The organism is Emticicia fontis (genome assembly GCF_054779675.1).
This window is the reverse complement of the sequence record NZ_BAAGXU010000034.1, coordinates 43,128-67,320: the sequence shown is the minus strand read 5'-3', so window position 1 is coordinate 67,320 and position 24,193 is coordinate 43,128. Positions and strand designations below refer to the sequence as shown.

Here is a 24,193-nt window from a genome sequence, read left to right as displayed (position 1 = left end):
GTTTGGTCACTTACAATTTAAGCAACCGATGCCCTTTCTCAAAATTTAAACATGTTCTAATAAATAATTACTTACCAATAATTCTTTTACGAATACGGCTTAATGATGGCCCCTGGATGCCCAGATATGAAGAAATCTGATAAAGTGGAATAGTATTAAAAATATCTGGATGGTCATCAATTAATTGCAGGTAACGTTGTTCAGGAGTTTGAAACAAGAAACTTTCTGTACGATTCATCGAAACGTTAAAAGCCAGTTCAGCAATCAGTCGCCCAAAGTGTTCCCATTTATGAGATTTCTGATATAATCTATTGAGGTCGTCAATATGAATATAGAGAATATTTGAATCGACCATTGATTGGGTGAAGTAGTTACAAGGGGTTTGTGTAATAAAACTCTTGAATGAAACTACTACCTGATTTTTTGAGAAAAAGAATACATTCTTCTCTTCACCTGAATTATCATCTACATAATAGGTCCTGAACACCCCATCAATGATAAATCCTAAATACTTACATACATTTCGGTATTCGTTATAATACTCCCCTTTCTTATAATTTTTGTGCTGCCAATAGGGTGCAGAAAGTTTGAAATCATCTTCATCAATCTTGGCCAATGATTGTAAAGCGCGGGCTAGTATATCGAGGTCGCTCATGGAAATATTCAGTAGATTCAGGTTTTACCAAAACTACTGATTCTATACGTATATAGCAAGCTTTGATTCATACTAAAAAAAGAAAGACTGCCTTTTGAGCAGTCTTTTATAAAAATGTATGGTTAAAAATTATCCAACACTTCCTTCCAGGGAAATCTCTAATAATTTCTGTGCTTCTACGGCAAACTCCATTGGTAATTGATTCAATACCTCTTTCACATATCCGTTCACAATCAGGGCTACTGCCTGTTCAGTTGGGATACCTCTCTGGTTACAATAGAACAATTGGTCTTCACCAATTTTTGAAGTAGTTGCTTCATGCTCTACCGTAGCAGATGAGTTATTTACTTCAATATATGGGAAAGTATGCGCCCCGCATCTATCTCCTAATAGTAATGAATCACATTGTGAGAAATTACGGGCATTCTGCGCTCTTTTCGAAATATCTACCAAACCTCTGTATGAGTTCTGGCTTTTACCTGCTGAAATACCTTTTGATACGATACGGCTCTTGGTATTTTTACCGATATGAATCATTTTAGTTCCGGTATCAGCCTGTTGCATATTATTGGTAACGGCCACCGAATAAAACTCTCCGATTGAATTATCTCCACGAAGAATCACCGATGGATATTTCCAGGTAATTGCTGAACCAGTCTCTACCTGTGTCCATGATATTTTAGAACCTTCGCCAAAACATAAACCACGTTTGGTTACGAAGTTATAAATACCACCTTTCCCCTCTTTATCACCCGGATACCAGTTTTGTACCGTTGAATATTTCACCTCACTATCTTTATGAGCATAGATTTCAACCACAGCTGCGTGCAATTGATTTTCATCACGCTGTGGTGCTGTACAACCTTCCAGATAACTTACATATGCCCCTTCTTCGGCTACAATCAAAGTACGCTCAAACTGACCTGTTCCCGCAGCATTGATACGGAAATAGGTTGATAATTCCATAGGGCAGCGAACGCCTTTTGGAATAAAACAGAATGAACCATCTGAGAATACGGCTGCGTTTAAGGCAGAATAGAAATTATCTTTTACAGGTACAACCGAGCCTAGATATTTTTTCACTAAATCAGGGTATTCCTGAATAGCTTCTGACATAGAGCAGAAAATAATACCTAATTCTTTCAGTTTGGTTTTGAAAGTAGTGGCTACTGAAACGGAGTCAATAACGGCATCAACCGCCACACCTGAAAGACGCTCCTGTTCTTTTAAAGAAATCCCCAAACGCTCGAAAGTACGACGTAACTCTGGATCAATTTCATCAAGGCTATTAACTACCTTCTTCTGCTTCGGAGCAGAATAATATTTAATACTCTGAAAATCCACAGGTTTATAATGGATATTTGCCCACTTTGGCTCAGTCATGTTTTGCCATGTTCTGAAAGCATTCAAACGCCATTCTAACATCCACTCAGGCTCATTTTTCTTTTCCGAAATCAAACGCACAACACTTTCGTCTAGTCCTGCCGGAACTTCATCTGCCTCTATGTCTGTATAAAAGCCGTATTTATATTCAGAGCTTGTTAATTCTTCTAATAGTTCTAAGTCTTTACTCATGTATTTTTGCTTTATACTCTTTTGCTTAACATAAGCTAAGTAATATTTGTTCGCAAATTTAGGCTTAATAGCGATACGATTCGCTAAATTGTTAAATTTATTCTGTAAACCCTATATACAACCTATTGTGCAGGCTGAAATGTAGCTACAAACTGAAAAGTCTCTCCGTTCAAAGCAAGGGAGGTTTTTCCTGTAAAAATATTGTCATTTAACTCCACAATATCAAAAACCGCATCGTTTACCTCTCTACCCTGAAACACAATTTTATCAATTTTAAACTTTGTTTCATTTTCCAGAAACGTCCAGTTAGATTTTAATATCAGGTCAGGGTCATTTGCTCCACATTTGGTAGCTCCTTCTCTGAATTCATAAGTATTATTCGGATAAAAGATTAAAATATTATCAACCACACAAGCAGCCTGATTAATAACTAAATCGACTTTAAGTCCAGCAGAGTTAGTCGCTTCGGCTTTGGTATTTTTCCAGGTTTTAGAAACCGTTCCTGCCAGATACTCAGTTTTTGATTTGAGAACTACTGCTTTTTCTTTGCACGAAAAAAGAATTAAACTACTGATAGTGAGGGTAATTAAGGTTTTGCAAAATCTCATTTTACACAAATTTATTTACGATTAATTATTTACCAATTTACTATTATTTAATATCTCTACAATTCTTTGTCCCGTTTTAGCAGACGCTCCTGTACCACCAAGTACCTCTCTAATCTTTTGATAATCAGCCATTTGCTGTTTCCTCTCAGTCGAATTATTTAATACTTTTTTAATTTCTTTGGCAATGTTTTCGGTTGTCAGTTCGCCTTGTAACAATTCTTTTACAACTTCTTTCTGAGCAATCAGGTTTACCAGAGAAATAAACTCAACTTTAATAACCAGGTTGGCTATACTGTAAGTAATTGGGCTCATCTTATAACAAACTACCTGAGGCACACCAAATAAAGCTGTTTCTAATGTAGCCGTGCCACTGGTTACCATCGCTGCCTCTGCATGACTTAGTAAATCATAAGCCTGGTCGAAAACCAGTCTGATATCATCAGCTAAAAATCGTTCGTAGAAATCTTTTGAAAGATTGCCTACTCCTGCAATAACGAACTGATAATCGGGAAATTGCTTTTTGGTGGCTACCATGAGTTCCAGCATTTGTTCAACTTCCTGCTTACGACTACCCGGTAAAAGGGCAATTATTTTCTTTTCTCCAAGATTATTCTGGCTCAAAAAATCAGGATTAGGTTTAAAAGCTGCAATCGCATCAAATAAAGGATTACCCACAAACTCTACCTCATAATCATATTTTTTAAAGAAATCTACCTCAAATGGGAATATCACAAATAGTTTATCAATATTCTCTTTTAACTTTAAGGCTCTCTTCTGATTCCAAGCCCATACTTTAGGAGAAATATAATAGAATAATTTAAAGCCTTGTGGTTTCGCCCATTTGGCAATCCGCATATTAAAGCCCGAATAATCTATCAATACAATAGCATCAGGTTGAAATTCTTCAATCTGTTTTTTGCAAAGTTTGAAAAAACCTAAGATTTTTGAAAGATTCTGCGCAACCTCAAAAAAACCCATAAAAGCCAGATTTTTATAATGCTTCAGAATGGTTGCGCCGGCCGCTTCCATATAATCTCCACCCCACCCTCGTATCTCTGCGGCTGCATCTGCTTTCTTAATAGCAGTAACCAGATTAGAACCATGTAAATCTCCTGACCTTTCGCCTGCGATAATGAAGTATTTCATTGGGGGAATTTAGTGATTATTATTATTTGTAGAGACGCAATGCATTGCGTCTTCAAGGGTCAATGAATATCTAAAATCTAACGAAAACTATACCTTTTCGCTTGTTTGAATTACAGAAATAGTAAACACAATGCCTTGTGTGTATAAAATCATATTACACCTACTCACCAAAATACTCCACATAATGATTAGGTGTTTCAATTAATTTCACACAATGCAAGCTACTATTATATTCATTTTTAATAACAGGGGCTAATATCTTCCAGATTTCTACAGCGAAAACTTCGGTACTTGGAAATTTACCTTTCAGGAATTCTACATCTTCATTGAGGAAAGTATGATCAACCTTATCAATCACTTCTTGTTTCATCAATTTGCTCAGGGCTTTTAAGTCCATCACAAATCCTGTATCCGGGTCAATTTCACCTTTCACTGTCACAATCAATTCCCAGTTATGACCGTGAATATTTGAACATAATCCAAAAACTTCTCTGTTTTTTTCTTCCGACCAATTTGCATTCCATAATCTATGAGCAGCATTAAAACGCTCGCGCCTTGTAATATGAATCATAATGTTTTGTTGATTTTCTTTTTTGAACTTTTAACAACGGTGTTCGTTACAAAAAGTTCACAAAATTACCATCAAAAAAACATTAACCTATTGTTATGTATAGGATTTCAATGCATATTCTTTAAAAAGTCCAAATTAATCGAAGTTAAATCTATGGATTTGCGTTTCGGAATGTACTAAATTTGCAAACTTTATAACACTACGAAAGTTCTATGATAATTGTTACAGGTGCCGCTGGTTTCATTGGAAGCTGTTTGATACAACGCCTGAATCAGGACGGCTTTAATTTTATTATTGCGGTTGATGACTTCTCTAATCCTCTGAAAATGAAGAATTTAGAGAATAAAAAGATACAGGAATTTGTGCACCGTGACGTATTCTTCGAATGGTTAGACGCAAATCAGGCAGAAGTTGAATTCTGTTTTCATATTGGTGCCCGCACAGATACTGCTGAGTTTGACCAGGATATTTTCAATAAATTAAATCTGAATTACTCAAAGCAGATATGGAAAAAGTGCCATCTGTATCAGATTCCATTAATCTATGCTTCTTCGGCGGCTACTTACGGAAATGGTGAGTTAGGCTATGATGATAACGAGTTACAGATTCCTCAGTTAAAGCCTCTGAATCCTTACGGAGAATCGAAAAATGAGTTTGATAAGTGGGCTTTACTGCAAAAAGATACGCCCTTCTTCTGGGCTGGCTTGAAATTCTTCAATGTTTTTGGCCCGAATGAATACCACAAAGGCAGAATGGCCTCTGTTGTTTTCCATGCATATAATCAGATTAAGGCTACCGGACAAATGAGACTCTTCAAATCTCATCGCCCTGATTTTAAAGATGGTGAGCAAATGAGAGATTTCGTATACGTGAAAGATCTGGTAGAAGTGTGTATTTATTTGATGCATTCGCGCCGTAACTCTGGTATCTATAATTTAGGGACTGGTAAAGCCCGTACATTCTTAGACCTGGTAAAATCTACATTTGCCGCATTAAATCTTGAACCTCAGATAGATTTCATAGATACTCCAGAGGATATTCGTGATAAATACCAGTATTTTACACAGGCAAATATGAGTAAATTACGCCTGATTGGTTACAAAAAACCATTCACTTCTCTAGAAGATTCGGTAAAGGATTACGTGAGCAATTATTTAGTTGGAGATAATTATCTTTAAAATCTTCATTTTATCCTCCTTTTCTTACTATTTTTGCAAATAATTGATTTGTAAGACAGATTTTCTATTGAAACACCCGTTTTAAAGATTGACTTTGTTACGAATAAATATTAGATAGTTATTAAACTAAAACAGCTATCTTAGATACTCGGAACTGAACATTTAGATGAAAAATATTCGCAATTTCTGCATTATTGCACACATTGACCACGGCAAAAGTACACTTGCCGATCGCCTTTTACAATTTACCAATACCGTCTCAGATCGCGAAATGCAAGCCCAGGTGCTTGATGATATGGATTTGGAAAGAGAAAGAGGAATCACGATTAAGAGCCATGCCATTCAGATGAATTATAAGTTTGAAGGACAGGAATATATCTTAAATCTGATTGATACTCCAGGTCACGTTGATTTTAGTTATGAAGTTTCTCGTTCTATTGCTGCTTGTGAAGGAGCGCTATTAGTAGTTGACGCGTCTCAAGGCATTGAAGCACAAACGATCAGCAATCTATTTCTGGCTTTAGACCATAATTTAGAAATCATTCCGGTATTGAATAAAATCGACTTACCTGGGGCAATGCCCGAGGAGGTAAAAGATCAGATTGTAGACCTGATTGGTTGTGAAAGAGATTCTATTATCCCGGCGAGTGCTAAAGAAGGGATTGGTATCAATGAAATTCTGGCAGCAATTATTCATCGAATTGAAGCGCCAAAAGGAAACCCGAATGCAGAATTACAGGCTTTGATTTTTGATTCAACCTTTAACTCTTATAGAGGTATTGAGGTAATTTTCCGCGTAAAAAATGGTCGCATCTCTAAAGGTGATAAAGTAAAATTCGTAGCAACAGGCAAAGAATATATTGCCGATGAGGTTGGAATTCTCAGATTGACCAAAGAGCCCCGCGATTATGTAGATACTGGAGACGTAGGTTACATCATTTCAGGGATTAAAGTAGCGAAAGAGGTAAAAGTAGGTGATACTATTACACATTTAGAGAATCCAACTAAAGAAGCTATTAAAGGTTTTGAAGAAGTAAAACCAATGGTATTCGCTGGAATCTATCCGGTTGATACTTCGGAGTTTGAGGAGTTACGTGAGGCAATGGAAAAATTGCAGTTGAATGATGCAGCCTTAATCTGGGAACCTGAGACATCAGCGGCGTTAGGTTTTGGTTTCAGATGCGGATTCCTCGGAATGTTGCACATGGAAATTGTGCAGGAGCGTCTGGAACGTGAGTTCGACATGACTGTCTTAACCACTGTACCATCAGTACGCTTTCATATAATTGATAAAAAGGGTGAAATTATGGAAGTTTCTGCTCCCTCAGAAATGCCTGACCCCAACTATATTGACTGGATTGAAGAGCCATTTATTAATGCTCAGATAATAACCGCCGCCGAATATGTAGGCCCAATTATGGGACTATGTATGGAGAAAAGAGGAATACTGAAAAATCAGGTATACCTTACTTCAACTCGTGTGGAATTGACTTTTGAAATGCCACTTTCAGAAGTAGTATTTGATTTCTTCGACAAACTAAAAACCATATCAAGAGGCTATGCCTCACTAGATTATCATCTAATTGGCTACCGTGAATCGAATCTGGTGAAGCTGGATATTCTATTGAACGGCGACCCTGTAGATGCACTTTCGGCGATTGTACACCGTGATAAGGCCTATGAATGGGGTAAGAAACTATGTGAGAAATTGCGTGAATTATTGCCTCGCCAGCAATTTGAAATTGCTATTCAGGCTGCAATTGGTGCCAAGATTATTGCCCGTGAAACAGTAAAAGCACTACGCAAAGACGTAATTGCCAAGTGTTACGGTGGGGATATTTCACGTAAACGTAAACTCTTGGAGAAACAGAAAAAGGGTAAGAAGAGAATGCGACAAATCGGGAATGTAGAAGTACCTCAAGAAGCATTTATGGCTGTATTGAAGATTAACTAAAGACAAATACCCTTCCTGATTCTATTGACGGAAGGGATTTTTATTTAAGGCTCTTAATGGAATTAATAAAGTTTTTATTGGAATATGAATGACATTCACAGACTTTATTATAATTTTGGGCATCGAAGAAATTCGTTGAATCTGATTCTAAGTAAAATCAATAAATTGCTGAAAGCTTCGTAACTTTTTATTCAGCTATGATGTTCTGATATAAGTGCACGAACCTTTGCAGCAAAATCATTAATCCAAAACCAAGCAAATTTTTAAAATGGCAGAAGTAATCCGAATGCCCAAGATGAGCGACACCATGGAAGAGGGTGTTATAGCAGCATGGCTTAAAAAAGTTGGAGATACTGTAAAATCAGGCGATATTTTAGCAGAAGTTGAAACAGATAAGGCCACAATGGATATGGAGTCTTATTCTGAAGGTACTCTACTATATATTGGTGTAGAAAAAGGCCAGTCTGTTCCGGTTGATGCAATCATGGCTGTAATTGGTAAGCCTGGTGAAGATTATCAAAGCCTTTTAAGTGGAGGTGGTTCTGCTCCACAACCAGCTGAAGCTCCGAAAGAAGCTGCTCCAGCTGCGACACAACCTACTGCACCCGCGGCTCCGGCAGTAGATACTTCAAATATCAAAGCTAAAACAGTACAAATGCCACTTCTGAGTGATACCATGACAGAAGGGGTAATACATGCATGGTTGAAAAAAGTAGGTGATAAAGTAAAATCGGGTGATATTCTGGCTGAAATTGAGACAGATAAAGCTACGATGGAATTGGAAGCCTATGAAGATGGTACTTTATTATACATTGGTGTAGAAGCCGGACAAGCTGCCAAAGTAAATGAGGTAATTGCAGTAATAGGAGAAGAAGGTGCTGACTATAAGGCATTATTAAGTGCCGGAAGCGCTCCTGCCGCCCCAGCTCAGCCAGAAGCGAAAGCAGAACAGCCTGCCGCTACTCCTGCTGCTCCGCAAGCTGCAAGTACACCAGAACCAACCACATCAGCGAATAATGGCCGCATACTTGCTTCTCCTTTAGCAAAACGCTTGGCAGAAGAAAAAGGCATCAATATATCAGATGTAAGTGGCTCGGGTGAAGGTGGAAGAATTGTAAAAAGTGATGTTGATAGCTTCCAACCTAAAGCAAAACCTGCTGCACAAAGCCAAACAACTGCTCCGGCTGTAGCTGCTGCTCCTGCGGGTCAGGAAAGCTACGAAGATGTGCCACTTTCGCAAATGCGTAAGACTATCGCTCGTCGTTTAGCTGAATCTAAATTCTCTGCTCCTGAATTCTATCTGACGATGGAAATCACAATGGATAAAGCCATCAAGGCAAGAGAAGCAATGAATGAGATATCTCCTGTGAAGATTTCATTCAATGATATGGTAATTAAAGCAGTTTCAGCAGCGTTAACTAAACACCCAATGGTAAATGCTTCATGGATGGGTGACAAGATTCGTAAAAATCATCATGTGCATATTGGTATGGCGGTAGCAGTTGAAGAAGGTCTTCTAGTGCCTGTTATCCGTTTTGCTAATACCAAAACTCTTTCTCAGATTGCGGCAGAAACCAAGGATTTAGGTGGTAAAGCGAAAAACAAGCAATTACAACCGAAAGATTGGGAAGGCAATACATTTACCGTAAGTAACCTGGGGATGTTTGGCATTGAGCAATTTACCTCAATTATCAATCCTCCAGAATCATGTATCCTGGCGGTAGGTGCCATTAAAGAAGCGGTTGGTGTAAAAGACGGTCAGTTCTTTGTCACGAATATCATGAAGTTAACTCTTACTTGTGACCACCGTGTAGTAGACGGCGCAACAGGTGCAGCATTTATGGTTACATTGAAACAATTGTTAGAAGAACCATATAAATTATTGGTATAAATGTTTTTGAAAGCATATCAATTAAAATTTCTGATAAATCCCTCATTGAAAATATGGGGGATTTATTGCTTTTTAGTATTAGCTATTCCTTCCTATGCCCAGGAAACACCTCAACAAAGATTGACAAAGTTCTTTAACTGGGTAGGTAAATCAGAACAATTACCAGATGAGAATAATTGCTTTGAGGGAGAAGGATTAGATATTACGAAAATTAATAAAAAGTGTCTGGAAAATTATCTGGTAGCTATTCAGAAGACCGGATTATTTTCAAGTATTTACATGAAGAGCCTGAAAAGTGAGTTAGCAGAAAAACAGGCTATAGTAGCAAAAAAGGAAATTGCTGAAAGGTTGGATTACGACAGGTACTTGCTATCGCAAGACCCTCCTACTACTGCGCAATTGGTCTATGCGTTGAAGAATAGTTCTGCAACTAAAATAGATAAAACTAAAGCCAAGGTAACAGTGAATATCAAAAAACCTTATGTACAAACATTGATTTATAATTTCGATTTAGAAGAAAATAGCTGGAAGATTTCTTCCATAGAATCTAAAGAATAAGATGGAAAAAATACACGCAACAACCGTCCTTGGAATCATTCATGATGGCAAAGTAGCTCTGGGTGCTGATGGACAGGCCACAATGGGTAATACGATCGCCAAAAGCAATGTAAGAAAAGTAAGAAAACTATTTGGTGGTAAAATACTGGCCGGATTTGCAGGTTCAACTGCTGATGCATTTACATTGATTGAACGCTTTGAAGAGAAATTAAACTCTTATGGAGGCAATATGAAGCGTGCCGCGATTGAACTGGCCAAAGATTGGCGTATGGATAGATACCTCCGCAAATTGGAGGCAATGTTAATAGTAGCTAACGAAACAGAACTATTAGTTATTTCTGGCACAGGTGATGTATTAGAGCCTGACAATCAGATTGCAGCAATTGGTTCAGGAAGTATGTATGCACAATCGGCAGCTATTGCGTTGAAAAGACATGCACCCAAATTAAGCGCACATGAAATGGTACAAGAAGGATTGAATATCGCGGCTGATATTTGTATCTATACCAACCATAATATTATTATTGAAACACTTTAATAGTATAATTTTTTTTAAGATACCACCTTATGAATCATTTCTAAGGTGGTTTTTTATTGTAGAGTTTCTTTCAATAGCATTATATCAGATTTGACTAAGTTTTTTTTCAGGGTATCTTTCAAAAATATAATCTTCTTGGTCGTAGAATTGGTCTGATAATACTAAAAGGACTGCGTTTTCAGAAAAATCATACATTTCATGCCAATCTTTAGGGTCAAGTAACAAGCACATATCAGGAGCATCTAAATCGTACACGTGTTGTTCTTCTCCATCATCTACAAAAACTTTGCAACTCCCACTCACACAAGTTAAAGCATTATAAGCCTGTTTATGTCTATGCCCACCTCTTATTTGATTTTCAGCATCATATATATAAAAAATCCTTTTGATACCCCCTGACAATATTTTTTCAAAAACCGTCAGGCTTCCCTTTTCTGATGAAAACGTTTGTAAATGAAATAGTTTTGCCATGAGGCTATGCTAAGCTTAGTTATAATAGTTAAAAATTGCGAGTATACTGTAAAATAAAGCCTTTTTTTTATCATTTAAAAGCCTTAGCCTCTAAATCGAATTAAAATTCCTTTTTTCTTATTTAACAACCACAAGGGAACTTCATCCCTAATGCTTTCTTTTTGTCAATTAAGCCGTTCCAGGTGGCTGGTTTTGGAATAAAGACCACTCTTCCTGCTCCCGGGAATATTGTACTTTGTGTCGGCTTGCCTATTTTATTAACAATTTGATTATACATTTTTTCCGGAATCAAATCAATACATAAGTTGATTCCCGAAAAATCATTATACTGAAAATACTTAATAAAGTATGCCAGCTGCTCTTCTGAAAACTCATTAATTATCCTTGAAGCATTCCGCCAATCTCTTGAATCAGGCTCAGTCAGGTTTCCGACACCTATATCAACAAAGCCTTTAATCGCTGCTGGATGTATATGGCTATAATACCCTCCAATTACCTTTTTCTGATGAAATCTCCTTAGCGCATACACATTACAGGTCTTCTGAAAAATCGGGCAAAGATTTTCTTTCAAACCCGTTCCATCCCCTCCTACCACACAAAATGGAAAGTCCAGAACCGCCTCACCTTTCTGCTTTTCAACTACTGACATATAGTTGAAAAAATTCTTATCGACTCTATAAGTCTCTTTATTATATAAAAACAGATAAACTACTATTCCTTCTACCAAAAATAATAAGGCAAGTACGCCAATCAATATTTTATGCGACTTCAGCTTGAATAAATCAAATGGTAAGATGAAGCAGCAAAAAATAACGGGTAATATCGAAGTAAACCTTGATGGCACACGATTAAAAGTACCCCAAGGAAAAATCTTTAGTGTCGGTACTCTGTTTGGGTGATAAAAGGTTGAGATAACCAGTAATATCACAAGTGGTAAAAATACCAGCCAATATTTCTTCCAGTTTGAAAAGTATCCTATTATTCCTAATCCTAAGCAAAACCAACCCGGACTTCCAGACCCCAACCCTTCGGGCATATCTCTCAATAATTCAGTCATCGGGTTCTGAGTAGCATTGAAAAAAGGCAAATACGGAAATAACATTCTCAAAGGATGGCTCCAAAGATGGGGCGACTGGGCATTATTAAAATGCAACGACTGCGACTCTTTGTAAATCTGCCATACAATAGGTAAATAAAAATATAACAACAAAAGAGGTGGAATGGCCACTAGTGTATATAAACCAATTCCGTTTTTTAATTCTTTACCCCAATTATTGAAATATGTACCTAATTGATTCTCCTTTTTTAAATACCTCTTTATTAATATAACCGCAACTACAAATAGACTTAAGACAAAACTTGTCAGGGCAAATCCGCAGATATAACCTAGATTCATTCCAAGTGTAGCAATCAGCAAAAACGCTTTTAAAAATACCCACTTCAAAGAGATACTCTCTCGCTGAATGATTCTCTTGGTTAATATGAAATCAGAGAATATACTCAGGATTGTCCAATGGATAGTGCTATGATTAAAATGATGTGGATATTTATTTAGCGCATAGAAATTAAAAAATGTCACTACAAATCCCACAAAAAATGCCTTATTCTGCCCAAACTCTTTCTTTAATAGTAAATAGGATCCCAAAAAAGATGTAATAAGGCTCAGCACATAATAATAATTTAGCCACGCGCCATGTCCCCAGTTTTTATAGAAGAAAGCGAACCAATAATTACTTTCAAGCGACCAGTCAGAGAACGCCTGGGTGGTACCAAAAGGATAAAATGTCTGATTTTGTTGTAGCGCAATTTGCGGAAAAATATCGAAGTGAATATTTTCGGCTAAAAAATAACCAACATATTCCCATTCGTCAACATCTCCCCCTCCCGTTAGCGGCAAGCTGAAATTCCGGATAAAGAAAACTCCATAAATAACAGGAAGTAAAACTGCAATAAAAATAAAAATCTGATTTTGCCTTGATGCTCGAAAGTTCATTCAATGTGTTGCTATCCCAGCGGAATTTAAAACACAAATGTATCAATTTTATCATAACCTTTCTAATTTAAAACACTGACTGGCGTTCTATAAAAAAGGTTGGAATGCTTTACAAGTATTTTATAAAAGCGGGATTGGGCGTACGGTTCTTTCTTCCAAAGAGATAAAAGTTTCGGTTCGTTGAATACCCTGAACTTTTTGCACTTTATCATGAAGGACTTCTCGTAAGTGTGGTGTATCGCGGCACACTATCTTGGCAAAAATACTATACATTCCAGTTGTATAGTTAATACTAACTACTTCGGGTATTTTCTCTAACTGATCGGCTACTTCATCATATAGAGAACTTTTATCTAAGTATATGCCAATGAAAGCACTGATGTCCCAGCCTAGTTTTTCAGGATCAACAATCAATTGCGAACCTTTTACAATACCCATTTGTTCCATTTTTGCCATCCTTACATGCACTGTGCCCCCTGAAACAAAGATTTTTTCTCCGATTGCGGTATAAGGCATCTTAGCATCTTGCATTAATAATGATAAAATCTTCAGATCTGTTTTATCAATTTCTAAATTTTTGTCCATTCAGAGTATATATTTTTGCGAATTTATCAATAAATACGCCATTTATTTAATATTTATTCAAATATTTGAGAAATTTTATAAAAAATTTGCAATTATACTGAAATATGTAGTACCTTTGTAATGTCAAAGCGAAAGAGAGACGGCCTTGATGATGATAATGTAAGGTGATGAAATTGGCAGCCATGCCCTCCTGTCTCGGGGGTGGTGATAATAGGACAAACGCAGCATAAAGCCGGACAATTTTAGTCGACTGGGATTGACCACCAAATTTTGTACTGTGGCTAACTACACCGTGGGCGGTTCGAGTCCCCCTCTTACAGCGTGAAGTATGAAAGATTTATGAATAAATTTCTTTCATACTTTTTTTTTAAGTATGTTTGCTTAACAAAAACATTATTTGGTTTTTAGTTTGTTGATGAAGTGTAATTGCGACACGCAGTTCCGAATTGAGGATTGCGTGTTTTTTATTTGAGCCGTTTTTTGCCATTTTTCGATGTTTAAGTGCCATTTCTTAGTGGTTCTTATTTTGCATATTGTGTTAAAATATTAGTTTATTCAACAAAGAAAATCAAACTTTCTCGTTCATGAACCCAAACTCTCCTCTAATCACAAATGATGCAATTGTGTTAGGTATTTTACTTGGTACATTAGCGCTTATTTTTTACTCTACCAGAGTCAAAGCCTTTGAGAAAATCTATAAAATCATTCCACCCATCTTGTTATGTTTTTTCATTCCGGGCTTATTAAGTTCATTCAATGTTATTTCGGCAGACCAATCTCAACTGGATGAAACAGCATCACGATTTTTATTACCGACTTGTTTGGTATTTTTTACACTGGGTATTGATTTTCAGGCTATCAAAAGATTAGGAGGAAAGGCTTTATTTGTGTTTCTGATTGGGGCCATTGGTGTAATGGTAGGCGGACCTTTAGCTTTGTGGGTTGGAAAAGCAATTGATCCGGGTTTTCTCAATAAAAATGGTGAAGAAGTATGGAGAGGATTGGCCACTATTGCCGGAAGCTGGACAGGTGGCAATGCCAACCAATTAGCACTGAAAGAAATATTTCAGCCTGCTCCCAACGTTTTTGCTCAAACAAGTGTCATAGATGTATTATTCTCTGAATTATGGCTGGGATTACTGCTCTATTTTGTCGGAAAGGCGACTATCATAGATAAAAAAATGCAGGCCGATTCTTCTGTCATTGAAGAAATAAGAATTAAGGTTGAGAATAATGGTGTGAAACAAAAGAATCCTGACTTTCAGGAATTAATGATTTTGCTGGCTGTGGGCTTTGGTATTACTGCTGTTTCACATTTTCTTGCGGATTTGATTGCGCCATTTATAGAAAAGAATTATCCGACGCTGAAAGCCTATAGTCTGGCATCTAAATCGTTCTGGATTGTGACTATTGCTTCTTCTTCCGGTCTGATATTATCGACCACAAAGGCACGGCAGCTAGATGCCTGGGGAGCAACTAAATTTGGCACTTTGTTTCTCTATATTCTGATTGCCACCATTGGTATGCAGTTACATATTTTTGATGCTTTTCAGAATCCAACTTTGTTTATTGTTGGCTTAATCTGGATTCTGACACACGCTATTTTTACCTTAATAGCAGCTAGAATGGTGAGAGCTCCTTTCTTTTTTACAGCGGTTGGCTCACAGGCGAACGTAGGTGGTGTAGCCTCTGCCTCAGTAGTAGCCGCAGCTTTTCATCCTTCTTTAGCGCCTATTGGAGTGCTGCTGGCTATCTTAGGAAATGCCATCGGTACTTATTGTGGATACCTTACTGGCCTAATTATGCAATGGATTGCAAATTAGGCATTGTTTTTGTCTTGTATTAATTGTGATTATGCAACCCAAAAAGTAGCCCCAAAATGCTGTAATGAAAATATTTACCGCTATACTAATTCTTTTAAGTACAACTGTTGTCTTTGCCCAGGAAAAACAGCTTAAAAACAAATTCAATTATGAATTTGAAGTGGGAGGATATTTTTCTCTTACCAATAAGCTTCCCTTCTGGCAAGCCAGTAATCAATATGGAAGTATTCCCAAAGAACTTCCTGCCTTTGTATGTCGTCAGATTTTAAGAACTAAAAAAGACACGCTCAATAAATTTTTCAGACTTGATTATGGTGCAGAACTGGTAACTATACTCGGAAATAAACCCCAATTAATTGTTCCGGAGGGATATATTTCTGCCAAAATAGGTATCTTCCAGATTTATGCAGGGCGAAAAAAAGAGATATATGGTCTGGTTGACACTACACTTAGTTCAGGTTCTATTTCATGGTCGGGCAATGCACTGCCCCTACCCAGAGTTCAGGTAGGCATTCCGAATTATACCAGGTTATTCTTCAAATGGCTTAGTTTTAAAGGGATGTTTGCACACGGATGGTTTGGCGACCAGCGATATGCACAAGGATATTATCTCCATCAGAAATCTCTCTTTTTAAGACTTGGCACACCTCAGGCGAAAGTAAAATTATATGGTGGTATTGTTCATAATGTACAGTGGGGTGGCTCACCTAAAGTAAAATTACCTGAGGGAGATGATAGATTATTCAATGGCAAATTCCCGGAAGATTGGTTTGTTTATGGCAATGTGGTGTTTCCATTTAAAAAACTATGGGGCATAGCATCAAAATATGAGGATTATAATAAGTTTGAGTTGGGAAACCGTTTTGGTAATCATTTAGGCTCGCTGGATGCAGGTGCAGAGATTACCATTAAGAAAAGTAAATTGTTATTGTATAAGCAATTTATTTTTGATGATGGTCAGCTTTTTGGACTCACCAATACTGACGATGGTTTATATGGGATAAGCTTTACTCCTGAAAAATCTGCCTTCAAAAAAATAGTATTTGAATATCTCTATACCAAAAACCAAGGGCATTATGTCGCTGCTTTTGGCAGACTTTTGGGCTTACCTGATCGCCACCCGAACGAAGAAAACTTTATCTTCAATCACCAGCAATACCTCGATGGGTGGTCTTATAACCGCAATACCATTGGTACGCCATTCTTAACCCCAGAAGAAAATCTCAGGTCCGAAAAGCAGGTGGATAATAACTATATTTTTGTTAATAATAATCGGGTCTGGGCTTGTTATTTAGGGCTCGCAAATCAGATTGGTACGATTAATTTTACCAATAGAATATCCTATAGCAAGAATTTTGGCTCTTATGATGTAATCGGCAAACCAATTACACCTGTCACACAAATATCTTATAGTGTGAATACTTCTATTCCTTTGAGTAGATTAAAAGCCTTCTTAAACGTAAATATAGCAGTCGATCATGGTGACTTAATCAGAGATAATTTTGGTTCCTATGTTTCAATTGTTAAAAGGTGGTAAGACCTGATTCTTTGTTCCTTAAACTTATAACTCCTTTCTAATTTGCTTCCTTTTTGCTAAGTTTATGGCAAAGCCCTCTCAAATGAAGAAAATCACCCTATTTGTTTTCCTGATAACTACTTCTTTTCAATTATTAGCCCAAAGTGGAAGAATTCAAATCGCGTTTCTCGGTGTCTTTCATATGGGAGAAACACCCGATTATAAACAAGGCTCTTTGACTGATTTGCTTTCTCCCAATCGTCAGCATCAGATTTCTGAAGTAGTGGATGCTTTGGCTCAATTTAAGCCGGATAAAATTTTTGTGGAGAATACTCCCGATACCCAGTCATTCTGGGATAATGTCTATAAAAACTATCAGAATGGACTCAAACCCACAGAACGCAATGTAGAATTTAATGAAATCTATCAATTAGGAATAAAACTGGCTCATAAACTTAATCATCCGACTGGAGTAACTTGCGTGAATTACGTACAGCCTGAACTAGTACCGGGCTTAAAAATAGCACGAAATAAAGTAGACACCCTAGCAAGTTTTTATTCTCATGAATTAGAAAGAAAACGCCCTTCTTATGATGCGTACTTTAAAGCAAATCCAAGTGTAAATAAAGCCTTGAAAGATTATTTAGCGCGATATGAAACCTGGAAAAACCTAAGTATCAAAGATCATCTGATGCTATTGAATTCGGAAGAAAGTATTGCCACCCTGCATTATTTTAATATAACAGGTTGGATGGATACGAATACCAATGGATATGGTGCAGAATTCACAGCGAAGGAGTATCTTCGGAATACTAAAATACTCCAGAATATACTCCTTCGTGTCAGTCCTTCAGACCGTAAATTATTAGTGATTATTGGCGGTGGGCATATTCAAGTCTTACGAGATATGCTAAAAACCCACCCCTATTTTGAAGTAGTTGATGCTGCTACCCTATTGAAGTAAGGATGCGGCTTCTTTATCAATCCAGATATGGCCATTGATATGCTTTTTGAAAACTGTGGCTGGTAAATTAATATTAGGGTCCTGAAGCACTACTTCTTGTATAATTTCAGCCTTTTTCTCTCCCGTTGCAATCATTATCGCAGTTTTAGCTTCCAGCAAGTGCTTTAAGCCAATAGTTATTCCTTGTGTAAGCTCTGTATTTTGATTAAAATATTTCTGTCCGGTGCTTATTGTAATTTCTGCCAGTTTTGATACATGACAATACAAATCGAAACTTGTTCCCGGTTCATTTAATCCTATATGGCCATTCAGACCAACACCCACTATAATGAAATCGGCACCGCCTTTTTCAAAAATCAATTTATCTACTCGCGTACATTCGCTTTGTAAATCATCCGTCATTGAATCAAAAAAAGTGTATTGCGCAGGGTTAACATTGAGAGGTTTCAATAAATTTTCTTCTACAATATATCGGCAACTTCCTTCACTGGTGGCAGGCACACCTACCCACTCGTCTAAGCCAATCACGGTTGCCTGATCAAAATCACCTGGCTGAGCTAATTCAACTATTTTTTTATAGGTTTTTACAGGTGTATCACCTGAGGTAAGAATCAGGGTTGCAGTTGGTTTCTCTCTTACTAGATTGATAATAAATTGTGCTGTCTGTTCAGCTAATTCATTTGGATTTTCGAATACTTTAACTTCCATAGGATAAAGGTTTTTAAGATAATGATGGACTCCGATGCTCGCTGCAAAAATATTCAAATTTGTGAAGAATCAACGTAATCCTCCTGTATGAATTAATACAACAGTACTATTATTTTTAATTTCAGTTTTCAATAATTCATAAAAAGCAAAAAACATCTTTCCAGAGTACACATGCTCTAATCGTATCTGATGATTTGCTTCAAATTTCTTGATAAACGAAATTAATTCAGGTGTGTTTTTTGCATAGCCCCCCTGATGAAAATTCCAGAAAATTTCAAAGTTTTTGCTCACCGCATTTTCTTTATTCTCAATCAGTGACATTATTTCAGATGCTAAATATTGTGCATTTTTCAATACACAAATACCCATAATCCGGGTTTCAGAAGTGGCATTAATCAGGCCGGCTATTGTACCTCCAGAACCCACAGGACAAAATATATAATCGGGTACGTAGCCTAATTGACTCTCTATTTCATTATACATCTCTCCTACGCCTACTAATGAGAGATGATTTGTTCCACCTTCTGGCAATATATACTGGTCGTCTTTGCTATATATTTCTAATAGTCGGCTTTTGTCTCTATACGCTTCTCTTGTTACAAAATGCAATTGCATGCCACATTCATGGGCATATTGTAAAGTAAAGCTTGATGCTTCATTTAATTCATCTCCCCTGATAATACCACTTGTCTCAAACCCTAAATATTTTCCAATTGCAGCAACAGCATATAAATGATTTGAATGCGCACCTCCGAAAGTGATTAATTTACTAAAGCCTCGCTTCTTTACTTCTAAAAGGTTAAACTTCAATTTTCGCCATTTGTTTCCCGAAATCTGTGGATGAATCAAATCATCTCTTTTTACAAAAACTTTTAGCCCTTTTTCTTCAAACGCAGATTCATTAATCAATTCTAATGGAGAAGGCAGATTTAGTATTTTCTCAAAATCAAGCATATCTTTGTGCAATAAATGAGAGTTTAATTCTGTATTGAAACAGATTAAACAGGCAATTTTTAGATTTTCACCAAAATTAAATAGAATGTCTGACATACAAGAGAATATTGATAACGAAGAAGAAGAGGACGAACTTTATGAGCATCAACGAGTGGTAGTTGATAAAGGCCAGGCATTGATGAGACTCGATAAATATTTACCTCATTTTTCTAAAAATCTTTCACGCAATCGTATCCAGAATGCGATTGAAGCTGAAACGATTAAAGTAAATGGGCAAACCGCCAAGGCAAGCTATAAGGTAAAACCTTTTGATGTTATCACCTATTCTTTACCTAAGCCTCCCAGAAATACAGAACTTATTCCTGAGAATATTCCACTCAATATTGTGTTTGAAGATGATGATATTCTGATAATTAATAAGCCTGCTGGAATGGTTGTTCACCCAGCTTTTGGGAATTGGACAGGCACATTAGTGAATGGTTTGATTTATTATCTGCAAAATTTACCAACTCACAGAAACGGAGAAATCCGCCCTGGCTTAGTTCATAGAATAGATAAAGATACCTCCGGCTTGCTGGTTATTGCCAAAACCGATTATGCCATGACATTTATGGCCAATCAGTTTTTTGAACATACCATAGAAAGAACTTACTACGCATTAATATGGGGAGTACCTAAAGAAGAAAGCGGAACGATCCATAATTACCTGGGCAGAAGCCTTAAAAACCGAAAAGTATCAGATGTATTTCCTGATGCTTCACAAGGTAAAGAAGCTATTACCCATTATAAAGTCCTAAAGGATTTACGCTATGTATCATTGATTCAATGTAATCTGGAAACAGGCCGTACGCATCAGATACGTGTGCACATGAAGCACTTGGGTCATCCATTATTTAATGATGCTGACTATGGAGGTGATAAGGTATTAAGAGGACAACTCTTTAACAAGTACAAGCAATTTGTAGAGAATTGCTTTGAAATCATACCCCGACAAGCACTTCATGCCAAAACTTTAGGTTTTATTCACCCACGTACAAAGCAATGGATGCAATTTGATACCGAGTTGCCCGATGATTTTAAGCGAGTGCTGACAAAATGGGAAAATTATGTAACTGAATAAGATAATTTCAGATAAAATAGAGAATTTGTCAACCGAAAGAGTAAATATAAAAACCTAAATAAACCTACTGATGAAAATCAAAATCAGAAAAATAAAAAAAGAAGACATTCCACAGGTTTTTAACCTGGTATATGAATTAGCTGTTTATGAAAAAGCCCCCGAGCAGGTTACTAATACCGTAGAAATGATGGTAAAAGATGGTTTTGGCAAAAACAAAATCTTTGGCTGTTTTGTGGCAGAAGTAGATGGCAAAATTCAGGGTATTTCTATTTATTATTATCGCTATTCAACCTGGAAAGGCAAAAGATTGTATCTGGAAGATATTGTGGTAACTGAGGCCATGCGTGGCAATGGATTAGGCAAATTGCTATTCGACAAAACAATTGAAGAAGCGAAAAAAACCGAATGTACCGGAATGATGTGGCAGGTATTAGACTGGAATGAACCGGCTATTAATTTCTACCGTAAGAATTTCCCGACAAGATTCGATGGCGAGTGGATTAACTGCCACTTAGATTTTTGATAACCCTGATTCCAACATCAGTTTTTCTCTAATTGGCGTCTTTGTTTTCTGACCTTGCGTTTGTTGCTGTCTCCTATCAGTTTTTCGCCAACGAAGTGTACGCGGGTTTTCCATATTTTGCGTGGAGAGAATGTTTTCTCTCCATGCCTATGTTCCATCCAGACTTTGCAGGATTTGATAGGACATGGTCGGTAGATGTAGCAGCTCTGTGCAATAAAGAGCAATAAAAGTATAGCAAGTATCTTTCTCATCAAGTATCAAAACGTTTTCATATTCAAGTTATTTTCTGCTTTCAAACATAAATATCCACTACACCAACCTTTGTGCAAAATTTCTCCAATAGTTGAGTAATTTCCTCGCAGCCATCCACATATTGGGGAAATTGTACCACAAATCTTTATTTTTCGTTAAGGAATAATTTTTTTGTGATTAGAACCATTAAATCTACAACCATGAAAAAATCAGAAAAAGTCGATCACCTTGACCATAATGAAGAGGAACAGGTGAAAGAAGAAAAGAATCTTAATTTTAAAAAAATGTTAATGTGGCTTTTTGGATTAGGAATCGTTTTTTCAATCATTGCTTATGTTGGAGGATTCATTACCGTAGGTGGGCCAGATAAAGGCGGACGTTTCGGTGCGGTTACTCCAGAAGATTCAGCGGCAGTTGTTAAAGGCGATACATTAAAAGCCAAATAATTGATTTCACCACACAAATTTAAAACACACAACAAAACATGAAAACTGAAAGAGAAGAACTGCTAGATAAAGCAAAATCAAAAAAAGAATCTTTGGAAGATAAAGCAGAAAACAAATATGAGCAAGCCAAAGATAAAGCCGAAGATTTAAAAGATAAGGCGAAAGATAAATGGGAAGAAACCAAAGAGGATGCCTCAGAAACTTGGGACAAAACCAAAGAAAAGGCATCTGAAACCTGGGAAAAAACAAAAGACAAAGCCAACGAACTAGGCGATAAAATCAGCGACAAAGCTGAGGAAGCAAAAGATAAAGTAAAAAGTTGGACAAATTAGATATTAATCGTGGATTCTATAGTGGTTGTGAAAGTCAAACAGGGGTATACTACTTTAATATACCCCTTGTTTTAAACGCAATCAAATAGCATTCAAACATATAAAGATACTTTACCAATGAGGTAAAAAAGAGCGCAACTCAAATACACACAACTAACAATACTTATAATTCAGTATAGGTTAGAATTATAATAGTTGCTTAAATTCACACAGCTTGTAACATTACAAGCACACAAATATTAAAATTTCTAAATCCATCATTTACACACAACGAGCTTAACAGCTATTAAATTCACCAGCTTTACAAAATCAGGACAGATTGAATCCTATTGAGTAAGTACACACAACAAAATTGAAAAATTCGCACAATGTATGACATGAGGATTGAAACCCATTCATTAAATGCGCACAACTATTTTAATTGACAATTCACACAATTACTATTTTTAAGCCAAACCCATTTATTCTAAATGGACATTAAAACTTTGATTGAGTTCACACGACTTTAGTTTTAGTTACGCTATTAAATTTTGCACAACTTGCCTTATTAAATCCAATAAACTCTGAGCTACAAAATCCTATTGAAAAGGGGGCATTTTCGAATATCCCCTTTCTTTATGCTAAAATAATATAGATAAACACCTGAGGTTATGCTGCCCATTGTTTATTAGGATGATAGGCTCTGGTCAATAATTGTGGTTTAATTATCTGGTTAAATCTTTCATGTGCAAATCCGTTTTGGAGGTAGGCTGGCAATTCATTCAATAGACTCTGATAAGCATCCATACCCAATGCTTTGACCAGATATAGCTCATGCACCAGATTAATATTATACACGATACCAATCAATGAGTCATGAAAGGCATCAAATGCTATATTGGCATTCAGATAACGCTCAATCTCTCTATTACTTTCTGAATATTTTAAGCGTCCTAATAAATCAAAAACAGTAGTTACAGGCAATTGAGAAGTTATCTTTTCCCAATCGTCTTTGGTAAACTTCAATATCGGGTCTCCGGTCTTTTTATTCTTCAAGGCTGTATCTTCATTACTTTGTATAAACTCTCTCAGTTTTTTAGCCTTAATTGTACGGGTAGTCTTTAAAAACTGTGCAATATGAGAGGCAACATCTTCCTCATCTTTCAGAAAATCAACGCTTGGCTGAACATCTGTCTTGGGTAAACGATGTATTTTGAAATCATTATAATTACCCGAGCTATAATAACCCAATGAAGGCGGATAAAAGCCTCGCTCAACCCAATTAGCCATTCGCTTAGACAAAGCGCTTTCATCGGCCGTATAAATGCCCTGTGTGCCCATTAAAGCCCTTGTCGAGTAAAAGATACTGAAATAAGCTTGTGGGAATGTCCAGTGCAAAGAGCGATTGATAAATTGTGTTTCAGATGTTTTAGCAACACTTCTTAATGAGTACTCCGTATTCCATGCATTCAAGAGCATGGCTTTGATATAATTAACCCTGTTATCATTCATAAAGGGTCTGAATTTTTTCCAGGATGGTAGTGAGGTAACCCTATTCATTTCGCCCTCAACATCAATATTACGATAGATAGCTTCAAAATGATTAAAGAATACTTGCGCTGGGATAGACGATGCGTCCATCATAGTTAATTTTCCTGACTGATAGGTTTTAATTACTGAATTTCTTTCAATATTTTCCATAGTAAAAACAGCTTGATTAAATATATAAAATGTGTGGGTAGTGATATATTTTCAACCTAGAAAATACCCTTATATTATAACGAAAAAACAGTATAAAAAATTCTTTTTTTATTAAAAAAACAAAGATTTTTCACCATACAATCTATTGAAAA

24 protein-coding genes are annotated in these 24,193 nt (G+C 36.6%); 12 read left to right on the top strand and 12 right to left on the bottom strand.

What is annotated here, in order from left to right; translation table 11 throughout:
• Positions 1-67 precede the first annotated feature (67 nt).
• The 5 genes from ACYVFA_RS15810 to ACYVFA_RS15790 all read right to left on the bottom strand — a co-directional run bounded on the left by ACYVFA_RS15810 (position 68) and on the right by ACYVFA_RS15790 (position 4,555).
• A complete protein-coding gene (locus ACYVFA_RS15810) occupies positions 68-655 on the bottom strand; it encodes a Crp/Fnr family transcriptional regulator (RefSeq protein ID WP_460472814.1) in 588 nt (195 codons plus the stop codon).
• A gap of 129 nt (positions 656-784) precedes the next feature.
• Positions 785-2,230: a Fe-S cluster assembly protein SufB gene (gene sufB / locus ACYVFA_RS15805; RefSeq protein WP_460472813.1), complete on the bottom strand. Its 1,446-nt coding sequence runs from the start codon at positions 2,228-2,230 to the stop codon at positions 785-787.
• A gap of 122 nt (positions 2,231-2,352) precedes the next feature.
• Complete coding sequence (locus ACYVFA_RS15800) at positions 2,353-2,838, bottom strand: hypothetical protein (RefSeq protein WP_460472812.1); 486 nt, start codon at positions 2,836-2,838, stop codon at positions 2,353-2,355.
• Between the two features lie 21 nt (positions 2,839-2,859).
• On the bottom strand, positions 2,860-3,984 hold the full coding sequence (gene lpxB, locus ACYVFA_RS15795) for a lipid-A-disaccharide synthase (RefSeq protein WP_460472811.1): 1,125 nt from the start codon (positions 3,982-3,984) through the stop codon (positions 2,860-2,862).
• 160 nt (positions 3,985-4,144) lie between these two features.
• A complete protein-coding gene (locus tag ACYVFA_RS15790) occupies positions 4,145-4,555 on the bottom strand; it encodes a 6-pyruvoyl trahydropterin synthase family protein (protein ID WP_460472810.1) in 411 nt (136 codons plus the stop codon).
• A gap of 212 nt (positions 4,556-4,767) precedes the next feature.
• On the opposite strand from ACYVFA_RS15790, the gene rfaD reads away from it, so the two are divergent.
• From rfaD to hslV, 5 genes are all read left to right on the top strand, one after another.
• A complete protein-coding gene (gene rfaD / locus ACYVFA_RS15785; protein WP_460472809.1) occupies positions 4,768-5,733 on the top strand; it encodes an ADP-glyceromanno-heptose 6-epimerase in 966 nt (321 codons plus the stop codon).
• Between the two features lie 166 nt (positions 5,734-5,899).
• Positions 5,900-7,687, top strand: coding sequence for an elongation factor 4 (gene lepA, locus ACYVFA_RS15780; RefSeq protein WP_460472808.1), 1,788 nt, complete (start codon positions 5,900-5,902; stop codon positions 7,685-7,687).
• A 268-nt stretch (positions 7,688-7,955) separates the two neighbouring features.
• Positions 7,956-9,578 (top strand): pyruvate dehydrogenase complex dihydrolipoamide acetyltransferase, encoded by a 1,623-nt coding sequence (locus tag ACYVFA_RS15775; protein WP_460472807.1) that lies wholly within the window; start codon positions 7,956-7,958, stop codon positions 9,576-9,578.
• A complete protein-coding gene (locus ACYVFA_RS15770) occupies positions 9,579-10,136 on the top strand; it encodes a hypothetical protein (RefSeq protein ID WP_460472806.1) in 558 nt (185 codons plus the stop codon). It abuts the gene before it with no gap.
• Between the two features lies 1 nt (position 10,137).
• Positions 10,138-10,674 (top strand): ATP-dependent protease subunit HslV, encoded by a 537-nt coding sequence (gene hslV, locus ACYVFA_RS15765; protein ID WP_460472805.1) that lies wholly within the window; start codon positions 10,138-10,140, stop codon positions 10,672-10,674.
• Positions 10,675-10,758: 84 nt separating this feature from the next.
• Here the strand turns inward: hslV and ACYVFA_RS15760 are convergent, their stop codons facing one another.
• From ACYVFA_RS15760 to ACYVFA_RS15750, 3 genes are all read right to left on the bottom strand, one after another.
• Complete coding sequence (locus ACYVFA_RS15760; protein ID WP_460472804.1) at positions 10,759-11,145, bottom strand: sugar 3,4-ketoisomerase; 387 nt, start codon at positions 11,143-11,145, stop codon at positions 10,759-10,761.
• 121 nt (positions 11,146-11,266) lie between these two features.
• Complete coding sequence (locus tag ACYVFA_RS15755; RefSeq protein WP_460472803.1) at positions 11,267-13,138, bottom strand: hypothetical protein; 1,872 nt, start codon at positions 13,136-13,138, stop codon at positions 11,267-11,269.
• A gap of 120 nt (positions 13,139-13,258) precedes the next feature.
• Complete coding sequence (locus tag ACYVFA_RS15750) at positions 13,259-13,723, bottom strand: Lrp/AsnC ligand binding domain-containing protein (protein ID WP_460472802.1); 465 nt, start codon at positions 13,721-13,723, stop codon at positions 13,259-13,261.
• Between the two features lie 584 nt (positions 13,724-14,307).
• Between ACYVFA_RS15750 and ACYVFA_RS15745 the strand changes: the two genes are divergently transcribed.
• From ACYVFA_RS15745 to ACYVFA_RS15735, 3 genes are all read left to right on the top strand, one after another.
• The gene (locus ACYVFA_RS15745) at positions 14,308-15,546 is read left to right on the top strand and encodes a DUF819 family protein (protein WP_460472801.1); all 1,239 of its coding nucleotides are present in this window, start codon (positions 14,308-14,310) and stop codon (positions 15,544-15,546) included.
• 64 nt (positions 15,547-15,610) lie between these two features.
• Positions 15,611-17,083, top strand: a complete 1,473-nt coding sequence (locus ACYVFA_RS15740; protein WP_460472800.1) for a capsule assembly Wzi family protein — start codon at positions 15,611-15,613, stop codon at positions 17,081-17,083.
• 82 nt (positions 17,084-17,165) lie between these two features.
• Positions 17,166-18,026, top strand: coding sequence for a DUF5694 domain-containing protein (locus tag ACYVFA_RS15735; protein ID WP_460472799.1), 861 nt, complete (start codon positions 17,166-17,168; stop codon positions 18,024-18,026).
• Here ACYVFA_RS15735 and ACYVFA_RS15730 read toward each other — a convergent pair.
• Positions 18,015-18,734 (bottom strand): 6-phosphogluconolactonase, encoded by a 720-nt coding sequence (locus tag ACYVFA_RS15730; RefSeq protein ID WP_460472798.1) that lies wholly within the window; start codon positions 18,732-18,734, stop codon positions 18,015-18,017. The genes ACYVFA_RS15735 and ACYVFA_RS15730 overlap by 12 nt on opposite strands.
• A gap of 69 nt (positions 18,735-18,803) precedes the next feature.
• Complete coding sequence (locus ACYVFA_RS15725) at positions 18,804-19,784, bottom strand: 1-aminocyclopropane-1-carboxylate deaminase/D-cysteine desulfhydrase (RefSeq protein ID WP_460472797.1); 981 nt, start codon at positions 19,782-19,784, stop codon at positions 18,804-18,806.
• On the opposite strand from ACYVFA_RS15725, the gene ACYVFA_RS15720 reads away from it, so the two are divergent.
• Together ACYVFA_RS15720 and ACYVFA_RS15715 are read left to right on the top strand one after the other, a co-directional pair.
• Positions 19,774-20,808 carry an RluA family pseudouridine synthase gene (locus ACYVFA_RS15720; protein WP_460472796.1) on the top strand — a complete coding sequence of 345 codons (1,035 nt, stop codon included), beginning with the start codon at positions 19,774-19,776 and terminating at the stop codon, positions 20,806-20,808. The genes ACYVFA_RS15725 and ACYVFA_RS15720 overlap by 11 nt on opposite strands.
• Positions 20,809-20,878: 70 nt before the next feature.
• Positions 20,879-21,331 carry a GNAT family N-acetyltransferase gene (locus ACYVFA_RS15715; protein ID WP_460472795.1) on the top strand — a complete coding sequence of 151 codons (453 nt, stop codon included), beginning with the start codon at positions 20,879-20,881 and terminating at the stop codon, positions 21,329-21,331.
• 17 nt (positions 21,332-21,348) lie between these two features.
• On the opposite strand, the gene ACYVFA_RS15710 is transcribed toward ACYVFA_RS15715, so the two are convergent.
• Positions 21,349-21,582, bottom strand: a complete 234-nt coding sequence (locus ACYVFA_RS15710; RefSeq protein ID WP_460472794.1) for a hypothetical protein — start codon at positions 21,580-21,582, stop codon at positions 21,349-21,351.
• Between the two features lie 201 nt (positions 21,583-21,783).
• Between ACYVFA_RS15710 and ACYVFA_RS15705 the strand changes: the two genes are divergently transcribed.
• Complete coding sequence (locus ACYVFA_RS15705; RefSeq protein WP_460472793.1) at positions 21,784-22,029, top strand: hypothetical protein; 246 nt, start codon at positions 21,784-21,786, stop codon at positions 22,027-22,029.
• 38 nt (positions 22,030-22,067) lie between these two features.
• The gene (locus tag ACYVFA_RS15700; protein ID WP_460472792.1) at positions 22,068-22,361 is read left to right on the top strand and encodes a YtxH domain-containing protein; all 294 of its coding nucleotides are present in this window, start codon (positions 22,068-22,070) and stop codon (positions 22,359-22,361) included.
• A 648-nt stretch (positions 22,362-23,009) separates the two neighbouring features.
• On the opposite strand, the gene ACYVFA_RS15695 is transcribed toward ACYVFA_RS15700, so the two are convergent.
• Positions 23,010-24,041: a hypothetical protein gene (locus tag ACYVFA_RS15695; RefSeq protein ID WP_460472791.1), complete on the bottom strand. Its 1,032-nt coding sequence runs from the start codon at positions 24,039-24,041 to the stop codon at positions 23,010-23,012.
• Positions 24,042-24,193 lie beyond the last annotated feature (152 nt).